We start from the raw sequence: 18,296 nt of genomic DNA, 5'->3' as shown, positions 1-18,296 counted from the left end.
TGCGAGTCGGTGCCTTGGCCGACGCACTCCGCACGAACACCGCTCAAGGGTTCTCGCATCGAAAACTTGAGGCATTGTTGACATTGCCATGGCCCAGATACTTCGGGTAACCGGGATACCGGCACAGCGGCCGGGTCCGGCCGTTGGTCGCGCTCGCTATATCCGTCCCGACCAGCGTCTCCGGCGCGATGTTCGCGGTGACCCAGCGGTCCAGCGCACCCAGTTCATCCCACGCCGGAATGAACACGCCGTTGCCGTGCTGGAATCCCGGCACCATGTAAAGCCGCATGAATGAATCGACAATACTCTGCCCGTACTTCTCAACCAGCGAATCATAGAAAGCGATGGTCTGGTTCGGGCTGATGACTTCATCGGCGAGACCGTGCATGGTGATCAACTTGCCGCCATGCGCAATGAATGCCGACAGGTCAGGGTTCATCGCGCCGACCGTCTCCGATAAATCGATCAGGCGGGACTTATAGATTCCCGGATGATCGACATCGAAACCGAGTGTGTTGAAGCGCAGGTCATGCGTGACGAAGTACTTCATGTAGCTGTCGCCTTGCGTGAACAGATAACCGTTGGCATCGAAGCGCGAGGGCTGCGTGAGCGCCGATGAATTTCCGAGTCCCAGCCCGCTGGAAAAATCCACGCCCTGGAACACGTTGTAGCCGTAGTACTTCGTGACCCCGTAGGCAAGTTCATACGGTAACGTAAAACCATCGCGCAGAACTTCCAGCGTCGCAAGCTGCGCCTGCGACAAACAACTGTCTCGTAACGAAGGCCGTTGCCCGTTCGCACATTGCAGTTGCGCGATGATCTGCGGTTCGTGTTCACGGCACGCTTGCACATTCGAGACAATGCCGTCGACCACGCCATCCAGCGCGTCGCATTCCTGGAGCACAGTCTCGACCACGCGTTTTTGCTGGACCGGCCCGACAAAACCCCCTGGCGTCCCATACGCCGCCTGCCCTACTTTCACGCCCATCAACCGCACGCCCGAAAAGTTGATGGCCGGTGCGTTGGCGATCACGCCGTCGTAGTCGTTTGGATATCGTTCGATCACCGTGAACGCTTCGCGACCGCCGGTCGAGCCGCCGGCGAAGTAGGTTTGCTCGGGCTTGCGCCCATAGCCCATGATGATCAGCGCGAGCGCCACGTCATGGGTTTTCTTGAGATGACCGTAGCCGAAGTTGATCACGGCTTCGTCGTTCATCGCGAAATCGGCGCGGCCGGAATTGCCTACATGGCCGGAATCGGAGCCGAAAGTTGCATAGCCGTTGGACAGCGGCGAGGCGTAGGGCGCGAAGGCCGTAGGCTCGGTGCCGCTGACGATCACGCCGTTGTAGCCGCCTCCGCCCATCTGCAACGCGCGGCCGTTCCAGCGTGCGGGCAGATTGACCTCGAAGCGGATGTCGGGCGTGGTGTCCAGTTCCGCCTTGATCACGCCGACAAGGCGGCAGTACTCGCCATTGCGGTTTTTCGGCGCGGCGGCGGCTACGACTGACGCGTCCAGGATGGTTGCGCCCCGAGTAGGCAGGCCGATCACCGATGCCGGCACCGACTGGCCCTCCAGTTCGGCGCAATGCTTGACGACGTACGACGCGGCGCTCGCGTGAGTGCTGCACGCGAACAGGGCAGTGAACAACAGCGCACGCGGGAGATGAGTTGTAGCTTCGGGCATTGCCTAATGGGGTGAATTGCTGCGGTGCCTGACTGTAATCAGTTGCTGTGCCAGGATTGAAGCGGAAAGCCGACAGCGTTTTTCGCCGCACAATATATAAGAAGCATCCTATTGGCAGAAATCCAGTTGCCTGAATTCGTTGCGTTTGCACAACCGGTTTGCACGATCCGCATCTCCGTGCGGCGGGGCAATTGATCCGATGAATAGCGTCACACCCGCGTCAGCGCCTTCGCGCATGCGTCATGCCAGGGCGAAATTAACAACCGCTCATTCGCCTGCCCATTCACCTTGCAGATCGCTATTTTGCAAAATCTCCAGCAGCGTCTCCGCAGGGCGGCTCAAATGCTTCGCCCCCAGGGCGATGAACTCGACCTCCGGCAACTCAGGCAGAGCAGCGCGATTCACCGGCGGCGAAAGTCCCCTGCCCGCGAGGAAATGAGACCGCACGGTGAGCCCCAGCCCACCGCGCGCAGCGGCAATGCACCCTGCATACGAACTGCTCGTGCAGACCATCTGCCAGCGCGCGCCAACCGCGGCCAGCGAGTCGAGCACCACCGCACGCGTCACACTCGGCTCGGCGACGAGGATCAACGGCAGCGGCTGTTCAAGGTCAACCTCGGTGCCCGTCAACCCAATCCATTCGAGCTGTCCGGAAAACAGCAGAATGCCGCGTGGGTCGCCAATGCGCCGTTTGCCGATCAGCAAATCGATCGATCCCGCATCCAGATGCTCGTAAAGCCGCCCCGTCATGCCGATCGTAATCTCCAGTTCAACGTCCGGATGAGTCCGGCGAAATGCCGCGAGCACGCTCGGCAAGGGGCCAAGCGCGACATCGTCGGAGGAACCCAGGCGCACGCGGCCCCTGAGCCGCGGCGAGCGGAACTGCAACTCGGCGTGGGTCATCGCGTCCAGGATCATGCGGGCGTGGACCAGCATGGCTTCGCCGTCGGCGGTGAGCGCGAGCGAATGGGTATCGCGCACGAGCAGCCGGCGGCCGACGTGTTCCTCCAGCCGCCGGATGTGCTCGCTCACACTGGATTGCGTGAGCCGGAGCTGCCGCCCGGCGTCGGTGAAACTGTGCGACGCGGCCACCGTCGCGAACGTGTTCAGCCAGACTGGATTGAGCATGATCCATTGTGATCGGATTTATCGATGATAGTCAATGCGGCCAGCGGGGTTCCCGATTGCCAATTGACGTCTTAAAATCGACACATCGCGTTAAAACCTGCGCGACATTGTTCCTGCTGCAATCGATGACTTCAAAAAACTCACACACGGCGCTTTTGTGGATCGTAGCCGTCGGCTTTTTCATGCAAGCCCTCGACACGACCATCGTCAATACGGCCCTGCCCTCCATTGCGCACAGCCTCCACGCGCAGCCGCTCGCGATGCAGCCTATCGTCGTCGCTTACACGCTGACCATGGCGCTCCTCACGCCCGCGTCCGGCTGGCTTGCCGACCGCTTCGGCACCCGGCGCGTCTACTTCGTCGCCATCCTGTTGTTCGTCATCGGCTCGCTGTGCTGCGCCAACGCGCAGTCGTTGAATCAACTGATCGTGGCGCGCGTGATCCAGGGGATCGGCGGCTCCATGCTGTTGCCTATCGGCCGGCTGGCCGTGCTGCGCAGCGTGACGGGCGAGGCCTATGTCTCCGCGCTGGCGGTCATTTCAATTGCCGGCCAGGTTGGCCCGATTCTCGGACCGACGCTCGGCGGCTGGTTCGTCGAATCGTTCACGTGGCACTGGATTTTCCTCATCAACGTACCTATTGGCGCCGTGGGTTTGTTCGCCGTGCATCGTTTTCTTCCCAACGATGCCATTACACAGGCTGCCCCCTTTGACTTTATCGGCTGCGCGTTGCTGTCACTTTGCATGGTCGCGTTTTCAATGGGCCTCGACAGTCCTGCGCATACGCACAAACTGCTGGTGTCGGGCGCACTGTTCGTGCTGTCCGCGGTCGCTGCGCTCGCTTACATTCCCTACGCCAAACGCCGGCGCAATCCGCTTTTCAAGCTGTCCTTGTTCAGCGAGCCGAACTTCAGCGTCGGCTTGATCGGCAACCTGCTGTGCCGGATCGGATCAAGTGCCGTACCGTTTCTCCTGCCGCTGCTGATGCAATTGCAACTCGGTTATACGCCGCTGCACTCGGGCTTGATGATGTTACCCGCCGCGTTCGCCGGCACCGTTGCAAAGGGCTGGATCTCGCCGCTCGTGAAGCGTTATGGCTACGATAACTTCCTGCTGTGGAACACCATTCTTGTCGGGGCGTCGATAGTCGGCTTCGCGTCGTTCTCGGTGAGTACGCCGCTCGTGATCGAGATCGCGATCCTCGCCGTATTCGGTGCGTGCAATTCCATGCAGTTCGCCGCGATGAACAGCGTCACGCTTAAAGGGTTGTCGATCAAGGACGCGGGCAGCGGCAACAGCCTCTTTTCGATGGTGCAGATGCTGGCCATTGGCCTAGGTGTCTCGATTGGCGGCGGCCTGGTGTCGGTGTTCTCGGAGAGTCTCGGCTCGGCGGCGCTTGCGTTCCGGATCGCGTTTGTTTGCGTGGGCCTGGTAACGCTGGCGTCGGCCATCGTGTTCCGCTTCCTCGATGCCGTGCCCCCGCGCCCTTCGCCGCGGGCCGCAGCAACCTCATAGTCGACTCACAACGAGCAGCACTTCAGCCACGCAAATGCAGGCTCGCGCCTGAACGTTTAAGCTGGCTGGACATTCAACACGCCCAAGGAGCTTGCCATGCAGTATCGTAAATTTGGCCGTACCGGCCTGAACGTCTCGCGTTTGTGCCTGGGCACGATGACCTTCGGTTTGCAGACTGAAGAGGATGTGTCGCGCAGCATCATGGATCGTGCGGCTGAAGCCGGTGTCAATTTCATCGATACCGCCGACGTCTATCCGCTCGGCAGCACGGAAGACGTGGCCGGGCGTACGGAGGAGATCGTCGGGCGCTGGTTGAAGGATTCGCCAGCGCGCCGCAGCCAGTTCATCCTGGCGACCAAGGCGGTCGGCAAGATGGGGCCTGCAGCGTGGGATCAGGGCGCATCACGCAAGCATTTGCTGGACGCTATCGATGCCTCGCTCAAACGTCTCAATACCGATTACGTCGACCTGTACCAACTGCATTCCGACGACCTCAACACGCCGCTCGACGAAACCCTGGAAGCGCTCGATACAATCGTGCGCCAAGGCAAGGCGCGTTACGTGGGGGTATCGAATTTCCTGGCGTACCGGCTCGCCACTGCGCTGGGCCGCTCTGATTTCTTGCGCGTGGCGCGCTTCGTTTCCGTCCAGCCGCGTTACAACCTGCTATTCAGGCAGATCGAGCGCGAACTGCTGCCGCTCGCGACAGACGAGCATCTGGCCGTGATCCCGTACAACCCGCTCGCGGGCGGCTTGCTGACGGGAAAACATAAACACGATACCGCGCCGTCGGAGGGCCGCTTTACGGCGACCGTCGGCCGGGCGGGACCGATGTATCACCAACGCTACTGGCATGAGCGCGAGTTTGAAACCATCGAAAAATTGAAGAAGATCGCGACCGCAACCGGTGAGTCGTTGACGAAGACATCGGTGGCGTGGGTGCTGGCGAATCCGGCGATTACGTCGGCGATTATCGGCGCGAGCCGGCCCGACCAGCTCACGGATACGCTGGCTGCAGTGGATCTTGCTCTGAGTGACGAGATCAAGGCGCAGCTGGACGACGCCACGGTGGAGTACCGCTGGGGCGATGCCGCGCGGTAAGCCACGATAAGCCGCACCCGGTGATTTGTCGTTTGGGCCTTCGGCACGCGTGCCCGGGTTCGAACGACTGTCTTTCCTAATACCGGGTAATGTCCCGCGTTTCCAGCACTCGCGACGCGGCGCGTTCCTTGGCCACGGCGATCATCGCCCGCCCCAACTGGCTGGTCGTCGTAACCGCGTTCGGGAACGCGCGCCGCATCACGGGAAACAAGGGCCGCAGCAGAGAAATCGCCATCTGATACACCGCCGTCTTCGAGCGAATTCCGTCCATCGGCTGGATCATGCCGGGGCGATACATATAGGCGGCCTTGAACGGCATATGCAGCAGCGCGTTTTCGGTGCGGCCTTTTACGCGCGCCCACATGCTGCGTCCGCGCTCGGTGCTATCGGTTCCTGCTCCCGTCACGTACGAGAAGGTCATGCCCGGATTAAGACGCGACAAGGTCCGGCCAGCCGCGAACGTCAAATCGTACGTGAGGTGCGTGTAGTCGGCCTCGCTCATCCTGAACGACGACACGCCCAGGCAGAAAAAACAGGCATCGAAACCGGTGAGTTCGGACTCGATCGATGAGAGATCGAAGAGATCCTTATGCACGATCTCGGTCAGCTTCGGATACTGCTGGCCCGTCGCATTGCGCCCCACCGTCACCACTCGTTCGATATCCTTATCAAGCAGGCATTCGCGCAACACACCCTGCCCGACCATTCCGGTCGCGCCAAAAATAAGCACTTTCATGATTTTCCCGGCCAGGACACGCCTGTTAGTTTCACCGATACATCCCACAGTTTAGCGGCAACCGTCGTGTCCTTCGCTTGGGGGGCGATGCGGGCCTCGGCGGGGGCGCCGATCAACTCCTGGAAACCCTTTGGGCCGTAATAAGCGCCGGGCCGCGCATCGGGCGATGTGGCCGCCAACAGCGTGGGCAGCGCGCCTTCAGCGGCGCTATGGCTCAGGAATGGCGTCATCGCGCGGCTGAGCATCGACAACATGCCCGAATTACCCGGCCCGTTCGCGATGAGATCCGTCCGCGCAAACCCCGGATGCGCGGCATTACTCATGAGATGCCAGCCGTTTGCGTCGCTGCGGCGTTGCAGTTCGAGGGCGAACATCAACATGGCGAGTTTCGACTGTTCGTACGCCGGCCACGCTTTATAAGCACGCTCGCCTTGCAGATTATCGAAGGCGATCTTGCCTCGCCTGTGCGCAATACTGCTCAGGTTTACCACGCGCGGCGCGGCACTCTTTTCCAGCAACGGCAGCAACTGCGCGGTCAGCGCGAAGTGACCGAGATAGTTGGTGCCGAACTGGCGCTCGAAGCCATCGGTGGTTGTTTCATGCTTGGGCAACATCATCACGCCGGCATTGTTGACGAGCACATCGATTGCCTCGCCTTCTTCAAGCAACCGCTGCGTGGCGCTCGAGATCGATGCGAGGCTCGCGAGGTCAATAGGCTCGAAACGAATTCGGGCATGGGGCACTTCGCGGCGAATGCGTTCGAGAGCGATTCGCCCTTTGGCCTCGCTGCGCCCGGTGAGAATCACTTCAGCGCCGGCCCTGGCCAGTTCGAGCGATGTTTCATAACCCAATCCGCCAGTCGCGCCGGTCACCAGCGCGCGTTTGCCCGATTGCGAGGGAATGTCGGCCGTGGTCCATGTACTCATGTGTTTGTCCTCCAGATGTTTTTGCGTGAGTAATCAGTCATTAAAACCTTGGATCAAGCGAGCAACAGACCGTGCCCGCTTGATCAGTCGGTCATTCAACTATCCGTATTGCGGGCAATGCCGTTCCAGAACACCTTGAATCCAATCGTCCGATACTCACCCGCCTCTTCCGGGTACGCGGCCATGAAGGCCATTGTGGTTTCGGCCATCGACTTCATGCTTGCAGCAATAAACGCGACCGGATAAGCGTGCAAAACGCCCGTGTCGATACTGCGTTGCGCCAGCGCTTCGATCTCGGCAAACGGTTCATAACCGACGGCCTTTGACTCTTCGCTGACCGTATCCGCCACTGACAACTGATCGAGCACATTCAGCCGTTGCGGGTTCGCGACGCCCCAATCGACGAACGCGCCCCACAGATATTCCAATCGATCGCGTACGGGTCCGTGCCGGGGGAACCGCGTCATCAGGGCATCGGCGAGATCGAGCTTGATGGAACGGTACAGCGCGTTCACCAGTTCGTCCTTCGTGCGGAAGTAGGTGAACAGGGTCCCTTCCGCGACGCCCGCCTGCTTCGATATAGCCGATGTCGGCGCGGCTGCAAGCCCGCGCCGGGCAAAAACCTGTTCCGCGGCGAGCAGCAGCGCGTTGTGTTTGTCGTCGCTTTTGGGTCGAGCCATCGTGCGTGATCGAATCGATGTGATTAATGAGTGAATACTCAATTATACCTATTTTCAAGATACCGGCAACATGACAGCGGAAGACCGGCCTCAAGCGTTAAATAAATATTACAAAATGCGCTGGATGGACCAAAACTTGCACGTGCTAGCATCCGCAATTGCATTGTCGGGGTGACCTGGCGTTGAAGCTCGCGCTCCTCGCTTGGGCCTCCGCCTCATTTCAGGGATCTCATGAATAGCCGCTCGGTTCACCAGAACTTCTTCCATCTCTTGCTGTTTGTCGTCACGGTTGCGCTCTGCTGGATCTTGTTACCGTTCTTTGGCGCGATCTTCTGGGGCACGATTCTCGCGATCCTGTTCCAGCCCTTGCAGCGTTATCTCGCGGCTAAATTCGGCAAGCGGCGCAATCTGGCGGCGTTCGCCACGCTGGGCTTGACGATCGTGATCGTGATCCTGCCGCTCAGCTTCGTCGCGGCCACGCTCGTCCAGGAAATCGGCCTCGCGTACGCCCAGGTCAAGGCTGGCCAGCCCAATTTCACGACCTACTTCCAGCAAGCCATTCACGTACTGCCGGACTCGGTGCAGACGCTGCTCGGCCGCTTTGGCCTGACCGATATCCCGAGCATCCAGCAACGGCTGACCAACGGCGCCGCCGCGATCAGCCAGTTCGTCGCTTCGCAGGCGTTGAGCATCGGTCAGAACACGTTCCAGTTCGTGATCAGTTTCGGCGTGATGCTGTATCTCGTGTTTTTCCTGCTGCGCGACGGCGGTGAAATTGGCCGACGCATCCGCCGCGCCCTGCCCTTGGACGATGAACCCAAGCAACATTTGATCGCGAAGTTCACGACCGTCGTCCGGGCCACGGTGAAGGGCAATATCGCGGTGGCGGCGGTCCAGGGATTCCTCGGCGGCATGATCTTCATGATGCTGGGCATCCAGGGCTCGCTGCTGTGGGGTGTCCTGATGGCGTTCCTGTCGCTGCTGCCGGCCATTGGCGCGGCGTTGGTCTGGGCACCGGCCGCGGCCTATTTCCTGCTCACCGGCGATATCTGGCGCGGCGTGATCCTGATCGTGTTCTGCGTGGTAGTGATCGGCATGGTGGACAACGTGCTGCGCCCTATCCTGGTTGGCAAGGACACGAAAATGCCTGACTGGGTGGTGCTGATTTCCACGCTGGGCGGAATGGGATTGTTCGGGATCAACGGCTTCGTGATTGGACCGCTGATCGCCGCGCTGTTCATGGCAAGCTGGGATTTGTTCACGCAAAACGAAGAAGCCAGGACTATCGATAAAGTCTAGGGCCTCGGTGCGGCTCAATAAAAGTAGAAAACCGGCTTGCTGATTAACTCAGTGAGCCGGTTTTTTTATGCGGTTTTTTTATACCCCAATGAACGAACGCAAATGACTCAGCGTTTCTCCGCTCCGGTGTATTTGCAATCGAAGCGTTTTCTCACCGTTCCGTTCTCGTCGACGCTTTCAAGATATACGTCGAATTGCCACAGCCGCGCCATGTGCTTGAGGACCTCTTCGCTGTCATTGGTCAGGTGACGGTTATCGGTCATGAAATGGCGCAGCGTCAGGCTGCGATCGCCACGAGTATTCACTGAATACACCTGGATATTCGGCTCACGATGATGCATGTCGTACTGCCGCGACAACGCCTGGCGAACATACCGGTATCCGCTTTCGTCGTGAATAGCGGACACTTCCAGCGAGTCGCGCATATCGTCGTCGAGAATGGAGAACAGGCGCATTTCTCGAATCAGATGCGGCGATAAATACTGCGCAATAAAACTCTCGTCCTTGAAATTGCGCATGGCGTAATGCAGCGCTTCAAGCCAGTCACTGCCGGCAAGCTCCGGAAACCATTCGCGATCCTCATCCGTTGGATGTTCACAGATGCGGCGAATATCGCTCATCATGGAAAAACCCAGCGCATACGGATTGATGCCGCTGTAATACTGTTTGGTCACGGGCGGTTGATACACCACGTTACTGTGCGAATGCAGGAACTCCATCATGAAACCGTCTTCCAGACGGCCTTCCGAATAAAGCGTATTGAGCAGCGTGTAATGCCAGAACGTGGCCCAGCCTTCGTTCATGACCTGCGTTTGCCGCTGCGGATAAAAATACTGGCCGACCTTGCGGACAATACGAATGACTTCGCGCTCCCATGGCTCAAGCAGCGGCGCATTTTTCTCCGCAAAATACAGCAGGTTTTCCTGGGGTTCCGGCGGATAACGGCTTTCAATTTCCTCGGTCGTCGTCGCCTTTTTATTCGGCAGCGTGCGCCAGAGTTCATTCACTTGCGACTGCAAATACGCTTCACGTTCGCGCCGGGCGGCCATTTCCTTCGCCAGCGACAATTTCTGCGGCCGCTTATACCGGTCCACGCCATAGTTCATAAGCGCGTGACATGAGTCGAGCAGTTCCTCCACCCGGTCAATGCCATGCCGCTCCTCGCATTCCGCGATGTAATTCTTCGCATAAACGAGGTAATCGATAATCGCGTGCGCGTCCGTCCACAGCCTGAACAGGTAGTTGCCCTTGAAAAACGAGTTGTGTCCGTACGCCGCGTGTGCGATGACGAGCGCCTGCATCGTCATCGTGTTTTCTTCCATCAGGTACGCAATACACGGATTCGAGTTGATGACAATCTCGTACGCCAAGCCCATTTGCCCGCGCCGATAACTCTTCTCGGTAGACAGGAAGTGCTTGCCGAACGACCAGTGCCGATAGTTCACCGGCATGCCGACCGACGCGTACGCGTCCATCATCTGCTCGGCGCTGATCAGTTCGAGCTGGATCGGGTACACGTCGAGCCCATAACGCTGTGCGACACGGGCAATCTCGGTGTCGTATTCTTCGATCAGTTCGAAGGTCCAGTCCGATGGACACGGCAAGGGCCTTTTTTCCGCCACGTTCATGGTGTCTCCTTCCGACGCCGCGTTTTTGCGAGGCTTCCTGGCCTTTTGTGGCGCGCTGTCTTGTGCTTTCAGTTCTTCGCCAGGTTTGAGGTGATACCCACGTGCTTCGTTGTCCAAATGCCGTGTCGTCATGCAGCCGCCTGTTGTTTCTCAAACAATTCGCGAAAGACAGGATAGATATCTGCAGCCGATTCGACCTTCTTCATCGCGAGTTCAGGCGCGCTTTGCGCCAGATGAGCATATTCCACCCAGAGATTCTGCTCTTCAGGCGCCACTTGAATATAGGCAAAATATCGCACCTTCTGGAGGATGTCCTCGGCGAGGAGCTTCCGGCACTTGGGCGAATCGTCAGTCCAGTTGTCGCCGTCGGACGCCTGCGCCCCGTAGATATTCCACTCGGTAGGCGAATACCGCTCGTCCATGATCTTCTTCATCAACTCAAGCGCGCTGGACACGACCGTGCCGCCGCTTTCAGTCGAATGGAAGAAGGTTTCTTCATCCACTTCTTCGGCGCGCGTGTGATGCCGGATAAAGACGACCTCGATCTTTTCGTAATTCCGGTTCAGGAACAGGTACAAAAGGATGAAGAAACGCTTCGACAGATCCTTGCGCTGCTCGTCCATGGAACCGGACACGTCCATCAGACAAAACATCACGGCCTTGCTCGAAGGCGTGGGCTGCCTGGTCCGGTTGACGTACCGCAAGTCGAATGGATCGATGAAAGGAATTCGCGTGATGCGTCCCTTCAGGATCACGATGTCGGCTTCCAGCCGCGCGATTTCCTCGGGGTCGCCTTTCTCCTCCAGAAGCACTTCCAGCTGACGCTCCATCTCGTGCAACTGACGCGATAACGGCGACCCTAGCGCGATCCGCCGCCCCAGCGCGCTACGCAACGAACGGACAACGTCGATATTGTTCGGGGTTCCTTCGGCCGAAAACCCCGCCCGCACGTTTTTCCACGTGGGCACCGCAGCCAACTGAGTTTTGACGAGACGCGGAAGCTCGAGGTCATCGAAGAAATACTGCATGAACTCTTCCCGCGACAACTCGAACACGAAGTCGTCCTGGCCTTCACCCTCGTTGCTCGCGGTCTTACCGCCGCCACCTCCACCGCCATTCGGGCGCGCGATCTTGTCGCCACGAATGTATTCGGCGTTACCCGGATGCACGAGCTCGCGCTTTCCGCCAGGACCATGCCGGAACGAGGGTTCGGCAATGTCCTTCTTCGGAATCGTGATGCTTTGCGTGCTCTGGATGTCCTTGATGCTTCGATCCCGAACGGCGTCCGACACCGCGCGGCGAATATAGTTTTTGACACGACGCAAAAAGCGTTCGCGATTGGCAATGCTCTTGTTCTTGCCGGCTAACCTGCGGTCGATGATTTGATGCAGCACATCCAGTCTCCCGCGTAATTGGCGAGGAAGCGAAGCGCCCATGGCCTTGAACCGCGCGCTGCGGTGTTGGTCGTAAAGCACTCGCCAAGGTGCTCGCGGTTCGCCGGTTTGTAGCCGGCGTCGCGCGAACGTATGACTATAAAACTAGCGACACAATACTGATTCAAGCACGTTTTGCCCGGTTTCGCTGAGAACTCATTTCTCTCCCGTTAAAAACACGACGAAAACATCTTCATCAGGACGACTTCCGTACCCGGAGATACCAGTCGCAGAGCAGGCGCACTTGCTTTGGCGTGTAACCCTTGGCGACCATCCGGTTGACGAAGTCTTCATGCTTGCGCTGTTCTTCCGCCGATCCTTTGGCGTTGAACGAGATCACCGGCAGAAGCTCTTCCGTGTTCGAGAACATCTTCTTCTCGATCACCACCCGCAACTTCTCGTAGCTGATCCACGCCGGATTCTTGCCGCCATTCGCAGCCCGAGCCCGCAGCACGAAGTTCACGATCTCGTTGCGGAAATCCTTCGGGTTGCTGATACCCGCCGGCTTCTCGATCTTCTCCAGTTCCGCATTCAACGAAGCGCGGTCGAAACTTTCTCCCGTATCGTGATCGCGGAATTCCTGATCCTGAATCCAGAAGTCTGCATACGTGACGTAACGGTCGAAGATGTTTTGTCCGTACTCTGAATACGATTCCAGATACGCGGTCTGAATCTCCTTGCCGATGAACTCGGCATACCGCGACGCCAGGACGTCCTTGATGAACGACAGGTATTTCTGTTCGGTTTCCGGCGGGAATTGCTCGCGTTCGATCTGCTGTTCGAGCACGTACATCAGGTGCACCGGATTGGCCGCGACTTCAGCGGAATCGAAGTTGAATACCCGGGAAAGAATCTTGAACGCGAACCGGGTTGAAACGCCGTTCATGCCTTCATCGACACCCGCAAAATCGCGGTACTCCTGGAACGATTTTGCCTTCGGGTCCGTGTCCTTCAGATTGTCGCCATCGTAGACCTGCATCTTCGAAAAGAGGCTGGAGTTTTCCGGCTCATGCAAGCGAGTGAGCACCGCCATCTGCGCCATCATCTTCAACGTACCCGGCGCGCAAACAGCGTTCGTCAACGAAGAATTGCGCAGCAGCTTCTCGTAGATCTTCATCTCTTCGCTGTAGCGCAGGCAGTACGGCACCTTGACCACGAAGATACGATCGAGCAGTGCTTCGTTGTTCTTGTTATTGCGGAAAGTCTTCCATTCCGACTCGTTCGAGTGAGCCAGGACCACGCCGTCGAACGGGATTGCGCCGAAACCTTCCGTGCCCTTGAAGTTGCCTTCCTGGGTAGCGGTCAGCAGCGGGTGCAGCACCTTGATCGGAGCCTTGAACATTTCAACGAATTCAAGCAAGCCCTGGTTCGCGAGACATAAACCGCCGGAATAGCTGTAGGCGTCGGCGTCGTCTTGCGAAAAAGTTTCGAGCTTGCGGATGTCGACCTTGCCGACAAGTGACGAGATGTCCTGATTGTTTTCATCGCCCGGTTCGGTCTTGGCTATACCAATCTGGCGCAGGATGGAGGGATAACGGCGAACGATGCGGAACTTGCGGATGTCGCCATTGAATTCGTGAAGGCGCTTCACTGCCCACGGACTCAGGATGTTCTTGAGATAACGGCGCGGGATGCCGTATTGCTCTTCGAGGATAGGGCCATCTTCGTCGTAATCGAAAAGCCCAAGCGGCGATTCATTGACGGGAGAACCCTTGATTGCATAGAACGGCACGCGCTCGGCGAGTTGCTTCAGACGTTCGGCAATAGATGACTTGCCGCCGCCTACCGGCCCGAGCAAATACAGAATCTGTTTCTTCTCTTCAAGACCCTGAGCAGCATGCCTGAAGTACGACACCACTTGCTCGATCACTTCCTCCATTCCGTAGAACTCACGGAATGCCGGATACACCTTGATGACCTTGTTTGCAAACACACGCGATAAGCGCGGATCGGTACGTGTGTCGACGGACTCCGGTTCCCCGATTGCCGACAACATCCGTTCGCCCGCTGTTGCATACGTTGCAGGATCGTCTTTGCAGAGCGCGAGATACTCTTCGAGCGAGAATTCCTCCTCGCGGGTTTTTTCGAAGCGGGTCGCGAAACTGCTGTAGATATCCATGCTACCTCCTCGCCGAAGTCAGAAAGCAATGTGTGCGCGGCGCGCCTAATCAGAACAACATCGCTTCAGTTCATCCTAAACCTATTCGAATTTTTTTTCATGCAAATGCGTTGTTGATTTGCTTCGAAGTATTCCTAGCTTGGTGGAATATTTTCGTTCACCTACAATCATCATCCCGACTCGCGAAACGTTCTCCGCATTGGCTGCATAGCCTTGCTGTACAAGCCCTGGACCCATGCGACATGCTGGCAGCCTAACACGCTGACTGCTGCTGCCGGCGGTGCAGCGTTGCCCTCATTTATGCATTGAGCGCTTATGTCGCTGATATGGCGCGCCCATGCTGCATGTTTGTCTCATCCATGCCGGGTTGTCCTCCGCTCATCCACATGCTCATCCACAATGTTATCCACCGGTTATCCCCTATACGCGTCGTAGCACCGGAACGATGCAACACCCGGGTGCGTTTTTTTACATCGACTCTCCAATGTCATTCGAATGCACGCTCTCAAACGCTATGCGCCTCTCTTTCTAAACGATGCGCACCCACATCCGTTGACCGCCTATACCCCGCTTATACCCCACTCATACCCCGGTTATACCCGTTCAGCGGACAGGGATTTAGACGCAAAAAAAGCACTCGAATGAGTGCCTTTTTTTGATGTGACGCGCGCGCATGAATGTTTCCGCGCGCCCTGTCACGGTGTGTCGGAATGCTGCAAAAATATCATTCTAGCGTCAGTTCGATCTCCCCGATCCGGTCTACCCGGCCGCTTATCACGCTTGGACCCTCGACGCGCCGCGCGCCCGTGTAGGAGCCGGTGGTGATGGTCCAGAACGGCTGGACCGTGTGTCCGTGAGTGCTGCAATGGTTGACGAACCAAACCAGCAGTTCACGGGGGTCGCCGGCCGGATTACCCGTGCTCGGAGGCACGATCGAGACGCCGTCGATGGACAGTTCGAGCAGCGGTGAAAGAAAATCGAAGTTAGGTGCGATTACGTCATACGGCTCCATCTTGCCGACAACCAGTGCCCCATTGTTCTGCGAATCGGCAAGTTGTGCCAGTGTCGCCAGGTTTGGCCATTGCGCGAAGCGGCTATCGACCACCTCCAGCGCCACGGCCATGCTGCCCAGTGCCGCGAACACTTCGTTGCGGCTGTAAGGTTCGTCGCGGGGCGGGAGTGCGTACGAAAAACGAAACGCGATCTCCAGTTCAATCAGCGCGCGAAAAAACGACGCGTGCGCAATGCGCGCCGGCGATGTGTGCACCAGTTCCGCGTCGATGGGCGCCGTGTTCGCCAGTGCGCCGGGCGCGCGGGCACCGACTTTCCATGCGCCAATTCGCGCGCCGGAAAGGGTCAGAACTTCGTGCTGGATGGCGTAAGCCGCTTCGGCGTCAGCAGGGATATCGACTGACTCGAGGTCTTCTATCTGCGTGCGCTGGCGGCGGGCCTGAACGAGTTGCGCGGCAAGGGTGGATCCGGTCATGGCAGGCGTCCTGTGGTGGTGATCGAAACGCGTTCTAATCCCGTGAAGGTTGAACGAAGTGCGCTCAGTGTACGGGGAAGTCGGACTGGATCGCGAGTTCGGGTCAAGACAACAAGGTTACGGAATGGCGATTGCTTGATGCGTGCGCCGCCGCGGGCGGTGGGCCCTTGTGTTGACGGAAGCTTGCATCGGAGCCCGATGGCAATGCGCTGATCAGACCCTCTTCGCATGCTCGCTTGCTGGAGCGCTCTGTGGACGACAGGATCGACTATGGGGCGGGTTGGAGCGCGTTGGGGCGCATCAACCCAAACACGCTTCATCAGCGGCGGCCGGGTGGGAGTGAAAGTTCGGGTGAGTCCGGTTAAAGCAAACCCCTCGCGATCAATAAAAACGCGCTCCGCAAGCCAGGTTCGGGGAGTGCGTTTGACTCAATAAACCCGCTCACCCGATCAGAAGGTTTGCCAATCGCCGTTAGCTGCAGCCCCAGTTGCAGCCGCAGCCGCCACCGGCCTTGCTGCAACAGGCGCTTTAGCCAATGTGATTGCCGGCGCTGCACGCCGCGGCCTCGCCGGAACGACCACGTGCGGCTTTGCTGCCCCCGATGATCCGGGCCTCGCCGCAGCGTGGCTGAAACCCGCTTCGACCGCGCTGTCGTCGTCGAGTTGAAATACCGCCACGGCCTGCCGCAGCTTCGCTGCCTGATCCTCCAGCGATTGCGCCGCCGCCGCGGCCTCCTCGACCAGCGCCGCGTTCTGCTGCGTCACTTCGTCCATCTGCGTGACTGCGCGCGCCACTTGTTCAATGCCGCTGCTCTGCTCCTGCGACGCTGCCGCGATCTCGCCCATGATGTCGGTTACACGTTGCACCGCGCCGATAATCTCGTTCATCGTGCGGCCGGCTTCGTCGACCAGCGAAGTCCCCGATTGCACGCGCTCGACCGAGGTATCGATAAGACCCTTGATCTCCTTCGCCGCCGCCGACGAGCGTTGCGCGAGGTTGCGCACCTCACCTGCCACGACGGCAAAACCGCGCCCTTCTTCACCGGCCCGCGCGGCTTCCACGGCCGCGTTCAGCGCCAGGATATTGGTCTGGAACGCAATCCCTTCGATGATCGTAATAATGTCCGCGATCTTCGCCGAGCTCTGGTTGATATCGCCCATGGTGTCGACCACCTGGGCCACCACGCGGCTGCCCTTGTTCGCGATCTCCGACGCGTTGGCCGCCAGCGAACTTGCCTGCCGGGCGTTATTGGCGTTCTGCTTCACCGTGCCGGTCAGTTCGTCCATGCTCGACGCAGTTTCCTGCAGCGCCGACGCCTGTTCTTCCGTACGCGAGGACAAGTCGATATTGCCCGCCGCGATCTGCTTGGTCGCCGACGCGATGGATTCGCTGCCCGAGCGTACGCTTCGAACGGTCCCCACAAGGCTGGCCTGCATCCGTGCAAGACCTTGCATCAGCAGGCCCATTTCGTCGCGTGAAGTGGCGACGACCTTGCCCCGCAAATCGCCCGCCGCGATGGCTTCGAAATGCTCGAGCGCGGCGTCCAGCGGGCGGCCGATAGCGCGCCGCAACGCGAACCACGAAAACGCGGCGGCGGCCAGTCCGACCACGATCGCGATCAGGCTCAACGTGCGAAAACTCACAGCGGCCGATTGGGCTGCATCGTAACCTTGCCTGGCGCTGTCGAACTGGAATTTGCGCAGCGCGTCGTTGGCTGTCGAAAGCTCGCCATAGGCGACCTGCATGGCTTTGGCTGTCTCCACGATACGCGCCTGGTCATTGGCCCTGACAGCTTCATAGCCGCTGTCGATCACCTTTTGCAACGCGAGGCGTTTGGCGTTCGAGGTATCGGCGAGCTGCTTTTCGTTGGGGTCCTCCGGCAACTCGGTGTATTTTTTCCAGTAATCGTTGGCGCGGCCGCGCATCATGCCGCCACGTTCGATGGTCGCCGCCACTTCCGGCGTACCGGCAAGAAACGCCGCCCGGTCGAATATGAGCCGTTCTCGTGCCGTATAAAGCTCCGCGTTGCTGACGGCGTCAGCGCTGGGCATCTGGTTTTCGAACGTGTCGCGATAGGCCCGGTTCGACTGCGTCATCCCGTAAAGCCCCAATCCGCCGATCGCCACCAGAAGCAGTCCCAGAAATACCATCGTCAGACCGAGACGCGCCTTGATCGTTAAACTCATGTTCATGATTTTCCTCGGGAGGCTGCTGATAAAAATGTCGGCCGGGCGCGGTTCTGGATCACGATTTAGGGCAAGACCAGATTCGCCTGCTTGGACATCTTTTACGGCGTGTGCGCGGCGCACTTGAGGAAATTCATGAAATGTTATTTCGTCTAATGATTTACCCTAAGAACTTTAGATGCACGTTATTAAGCAAGAGCACGCATTAATGCGATTGTTGTAAACAATTCAAGATGAATCGCACCATCGGCCTGATGGCCGCGAGTGGAACTGGATGAGGTTTAATTTGGGGGGAAGAACGGGGGAAGAGCATGCTGCCGGCCGGGATGATTGGATCATCTCTCCAGATTTTTAGTCCTTTGCTGCGCGTGGTTCG

13 protein-coding genes are annotated in these 18,296 nt (G+C 58.6%); 3 read left to right on the top strand and 10 right to left on the bottom strand.

Annotation, left to right across the window (positions count from 1 at the left end; translation table 11 throughout):
- Positions 1-43 precede the first annotated feature (43 nt).
- Both ACSQ8V_RS09660 and ACSQ8V_RS09655 read right to left on the bottom strand, forming a co-directional pair.
- Positions 44-1,684 (bottom strand): tannase/feruloyl esterase family alpha/beta hydrolase, encoded by a 1,641-nt coding sequence (locus ACSQ8V_RS09660; protein WP_213768302.1) that lies wholly within the window; start codon positions 1,682-1,684, stop codon positions 44-46.
- 267 nt (positions 1,685-1,951) lie between these two features.
- The gene (locus ACSQ8V_RS09655; RefSeq protein WP_213768301.1) at positions 1,952-2,812 is read right to left on the bottom strand and encodes a LysR family transcriptional regulator; all 861 of its coding nucleotides are present in this window, start codon (positions 2,810-2,812) and stop codon (positions 1,952-1,954) included.
- 125 nt (positions 2,813-2,937) lie between these two features.
- Here ACSQ8V_RS09655 and ACSQ8V_RS09650 point away from each other — a divergent pair, with 125 nt between their 5' ends.
- Complete coding sequence (locus tag ACSQ8V_RS09650; protein WP_213768300.1) at positions 2,938-4,326, top strand: DHA2 family efflux MFS transporter permease subunit; 1,389 nt, start codon at positions 2,938-2,940, stop codon at positions 4,324-4,326.
- Positions 4,327-4,422: 96 nt separating this feature from the next.
- Positions 4,423-5,427 carry an aldo/keto reductase gene (locus ACSQ8V_RS09645; RefSeq protein ID WP_436205571.1) on the top strand — a complete coding sequence of 335 codons (1,005 nt, stop codon included), beginning with the start codon at positions 4,423-4,425 and terminating at the stop codon, positions 5,425-5,427.
- Between the two features lie 76 nt (positions 5,428-5,503).
- On the opposite strand, the gene ACSQ8V_RS09640 is transcribed toward ACSQ8V_RS09645, so the two are convergent.
- The 3 genes from ACSQ8V_RS09640 to ACSQ8V_RS09630 all read right to left on the bottom strand — a co-directional run bounded on the left by ACSQ8V_RS09640 (position 5,504) and on the right by ACSQ8V_RS09630 (position 7,769).
- A complete protein-coding gene (locus tag ACSQ8V_RS09640) occupies positions 5,504-6,163 on the bottom strand; it encodes an NAD-dependent epimerase/dehydratase family protein (protein ID WP_436205570.1) in 660 nt (219 codons plus the stop codon).
- Positions 6,160-7,089, bottom strand: a complete 930-nt coding sequence (locus ACSQ8V_RS09635) for an SDR family oxidoreductase (protein WP_436205569.1) — start codon at positions 7,087-7,089, stop codon at positions 6,160-6,162. The genes ACSQ8V_RS09640 and ACSQ8V_RS09635 overlap by 4 nt, the downstream gene beginning before the upstream one ends.
- Before the next feature lie 95 nt (positions 7,090-7,184).
- Positions 7,185-7,769 (bottom strand): TetR/AcrR family transcriptional regulator, encoded by a 585-nt coding sequence (locus ACSQ8V_RS09630; RefSeq protein WP_436205568.1) that lies wholly within the window; start codon positions 7,767-7,769, stop codon positions 7,185-7,187.
- 231 nt (positions 7,770-8,000) lie between these two features.
- On the opposite strand from ACSQ8V_RS09630, the gene ACSQ8V_RS09625 reads away from it, so the two are divergent.
- Positions 8,001-9,068, top strand: coding sequence for an AI-2E family transporter (locus ACSQ8V_RS09625; RefSeq protein ID WP_436205567.1), 1,068 nt, complete (start codon positions 8,001-8,003; stop codon positions 9,066-9,068).
- 107 nt (positions 9,069-9,175) lie between these two features.
- On the opposite strand, the gene ACSQ8V_RS09620 is transcribed toward ACSQ8V_RS09625, so the two are convergent.
- The 5 genes from ACSQ8V_RS09620 to ACSQ8V_RS09600 form a co-directional block, all read right to left on the bottom strand.
- A complete protein-coding gene (locus ACSQ8V_RS09620) occupies positions 9,176-10,828 on the bottom strand; it encodes a SpoVR family protein (RefSeq protein WP_213768294.1) in 1,653 nt (550 codons plus the stop codon).
- A complete protein-coding gene (locus ACSQ8V_RS09615; RefSeq protein ID WP_436205566.1) occupies positions 10,825-12,090 on the bottom strand; it encodes a YeaH/YhbH family protein in 1,266 nt (421 codons plus the stop codon). The genes ACSQ8V_RS09620 and ACSQ8V_RS09615 overlap by 4 nt, the downstream gene beginning before the upstream one ends.
- A gap of 235 nt (positions 12,091-12,325) precedes the next feature.
- Positions 12,326-14,248, bottom strand: a complete 1,923-nt coding sequence (locus ACSQ8V_RS09610; protein WP_089161091.1) for a PrkA family serine protein kinase — start codon at positions 14,246-14,248, stop codon at positions 12,326-12,328.
- Between the two features lie 724 nt (positions 14,249-14,972).
- Positions 14,973-15,734, bottom strand: a complete 762-nt coding sequence (locus ACSQ8V_RS09605) for a 2-keto-4-pentenoate hydratase (protein ID WP_213768292.1) — start codon at positions 15,732-15,734, stop codon at positions 14,973-14,975.
- Between the two features lie 449 nt (positions 15,735-16,183).
- Positions 16,184-17,926, bottom strand: coding sequence for a methyl-accepting chemotaxis protein (locus ACSQ8V_RS09600; RefSeq protein ID WP_436205565.1), 1,743 nt, complete (start codon positions 17,924-17,926; stop codon positions 16,184-16,186).
- Between the last annotated feature and the right edge of the window lie 370 nt (positions 17,927-18,296).

The organism is Caballeronia sp. LjRoot31, from assembly GCF_964253885.1.
GTDB lineage: Bacteria > Pseudomonadota > Gammaproteobacteria > Burkholderiales > Burkholderiaceae > Caballeronia.
This window is presented reverse-complemented; position numbering and strand designations above follow the sequence as displayed.

Excerpts from the sequence above, each read along its gene's own strand:
- ACSQ8V_RS09620 (WP_213768294.1), bottom strand. The coding sequence starts at position 10,828 with ATGACGACACGGCATTTGGACAACGAAGCACGTGGGTATCACCTCAAA.
- ACSQ8V_RS09625 (WP_436205567.1), top strand. The coding sequence starts at position 8,001 with ATGAATAGCCGCTCGGTTCACCAGAACTTCTTCCATCTCTTGCTGTTT.
- ACSQ8V_RS09645 (WP_436205571.1), top strand. The coding sequence starts at position 4,423 with ATGCAGTATCGTAAATTTGGCCGTACCGGCCTGAACGTCTCGCGTTTG.
- ACSQ8V_RS09640 (WP_436205570.1), bottom strand. The coding sequence starts at position 6,163 with ATGAAAGTGCTTATTTTTGGCGCGACCGGAATGGTCGGGCAGGGTGTG.
- ACSQ8V_RS09610 (WP_089161091.1), bottom strand. The coding sequence starts at position 14,248 with ATGGATATCTACAGCAGTTTCGCGACCCGCTTCGAAAAAACCCGCGAG.
- ACSQ8V_RS09635 (WP_436205569.1), bottom strand. The coding sequence starts at position 7,089 with ATGAGTACATGGACCACGGCCGACATTCCCTCGCAATCGGGCAAACGC.
- ACSQ8V_RS09600 (WP_436205565.1), bottom strand. The coding sequence starts at position 17,926 with ATGAACATGAGTTTAACGATCAAGGCGCGTCTCGGTCTGACGATGGTA.
- ACSQ8V_RS09630 (WP_436205568.1), bottom strand. The coding sequence starts at position 7,769 with ATGGCTCGACCCAAAAGCGACGACAAACACAACGCGCTGCTGCTCGCC.
- ACSQ8V_RS09660 (WP_213768302.1), bottom strand. The coding sequence starts at position 1,684 with ATGCCCGAAGCTACAACTCATCTCCCGCGTGCGCTGTTGTTCACTGCC.
- ACSQ8V_RS09650 (WP_213768300.1), top strand. The coding sequence starts at position 2,938 with ATGACTTCAAAAAACTCACACACGGCGCTTTTGTGGATCGTAGCCGTC.
- ACSQ8V_RS09605 (WP_213768292.1), bottom strand. The coding sequence starts at position 15,734 with ATGACCGGATCCACCCTTGCCGCGCAACTCGTTCAGGCCCGCCGCCAG.
- ACSQ8V_RS09655 (WP_213768301.1), bottom strand. The coding sequence starts at position 2,812 with ATGCTCAATCCAGTCTGGCTGAACACGTTCGCGACGGTGGCCGCGTCG.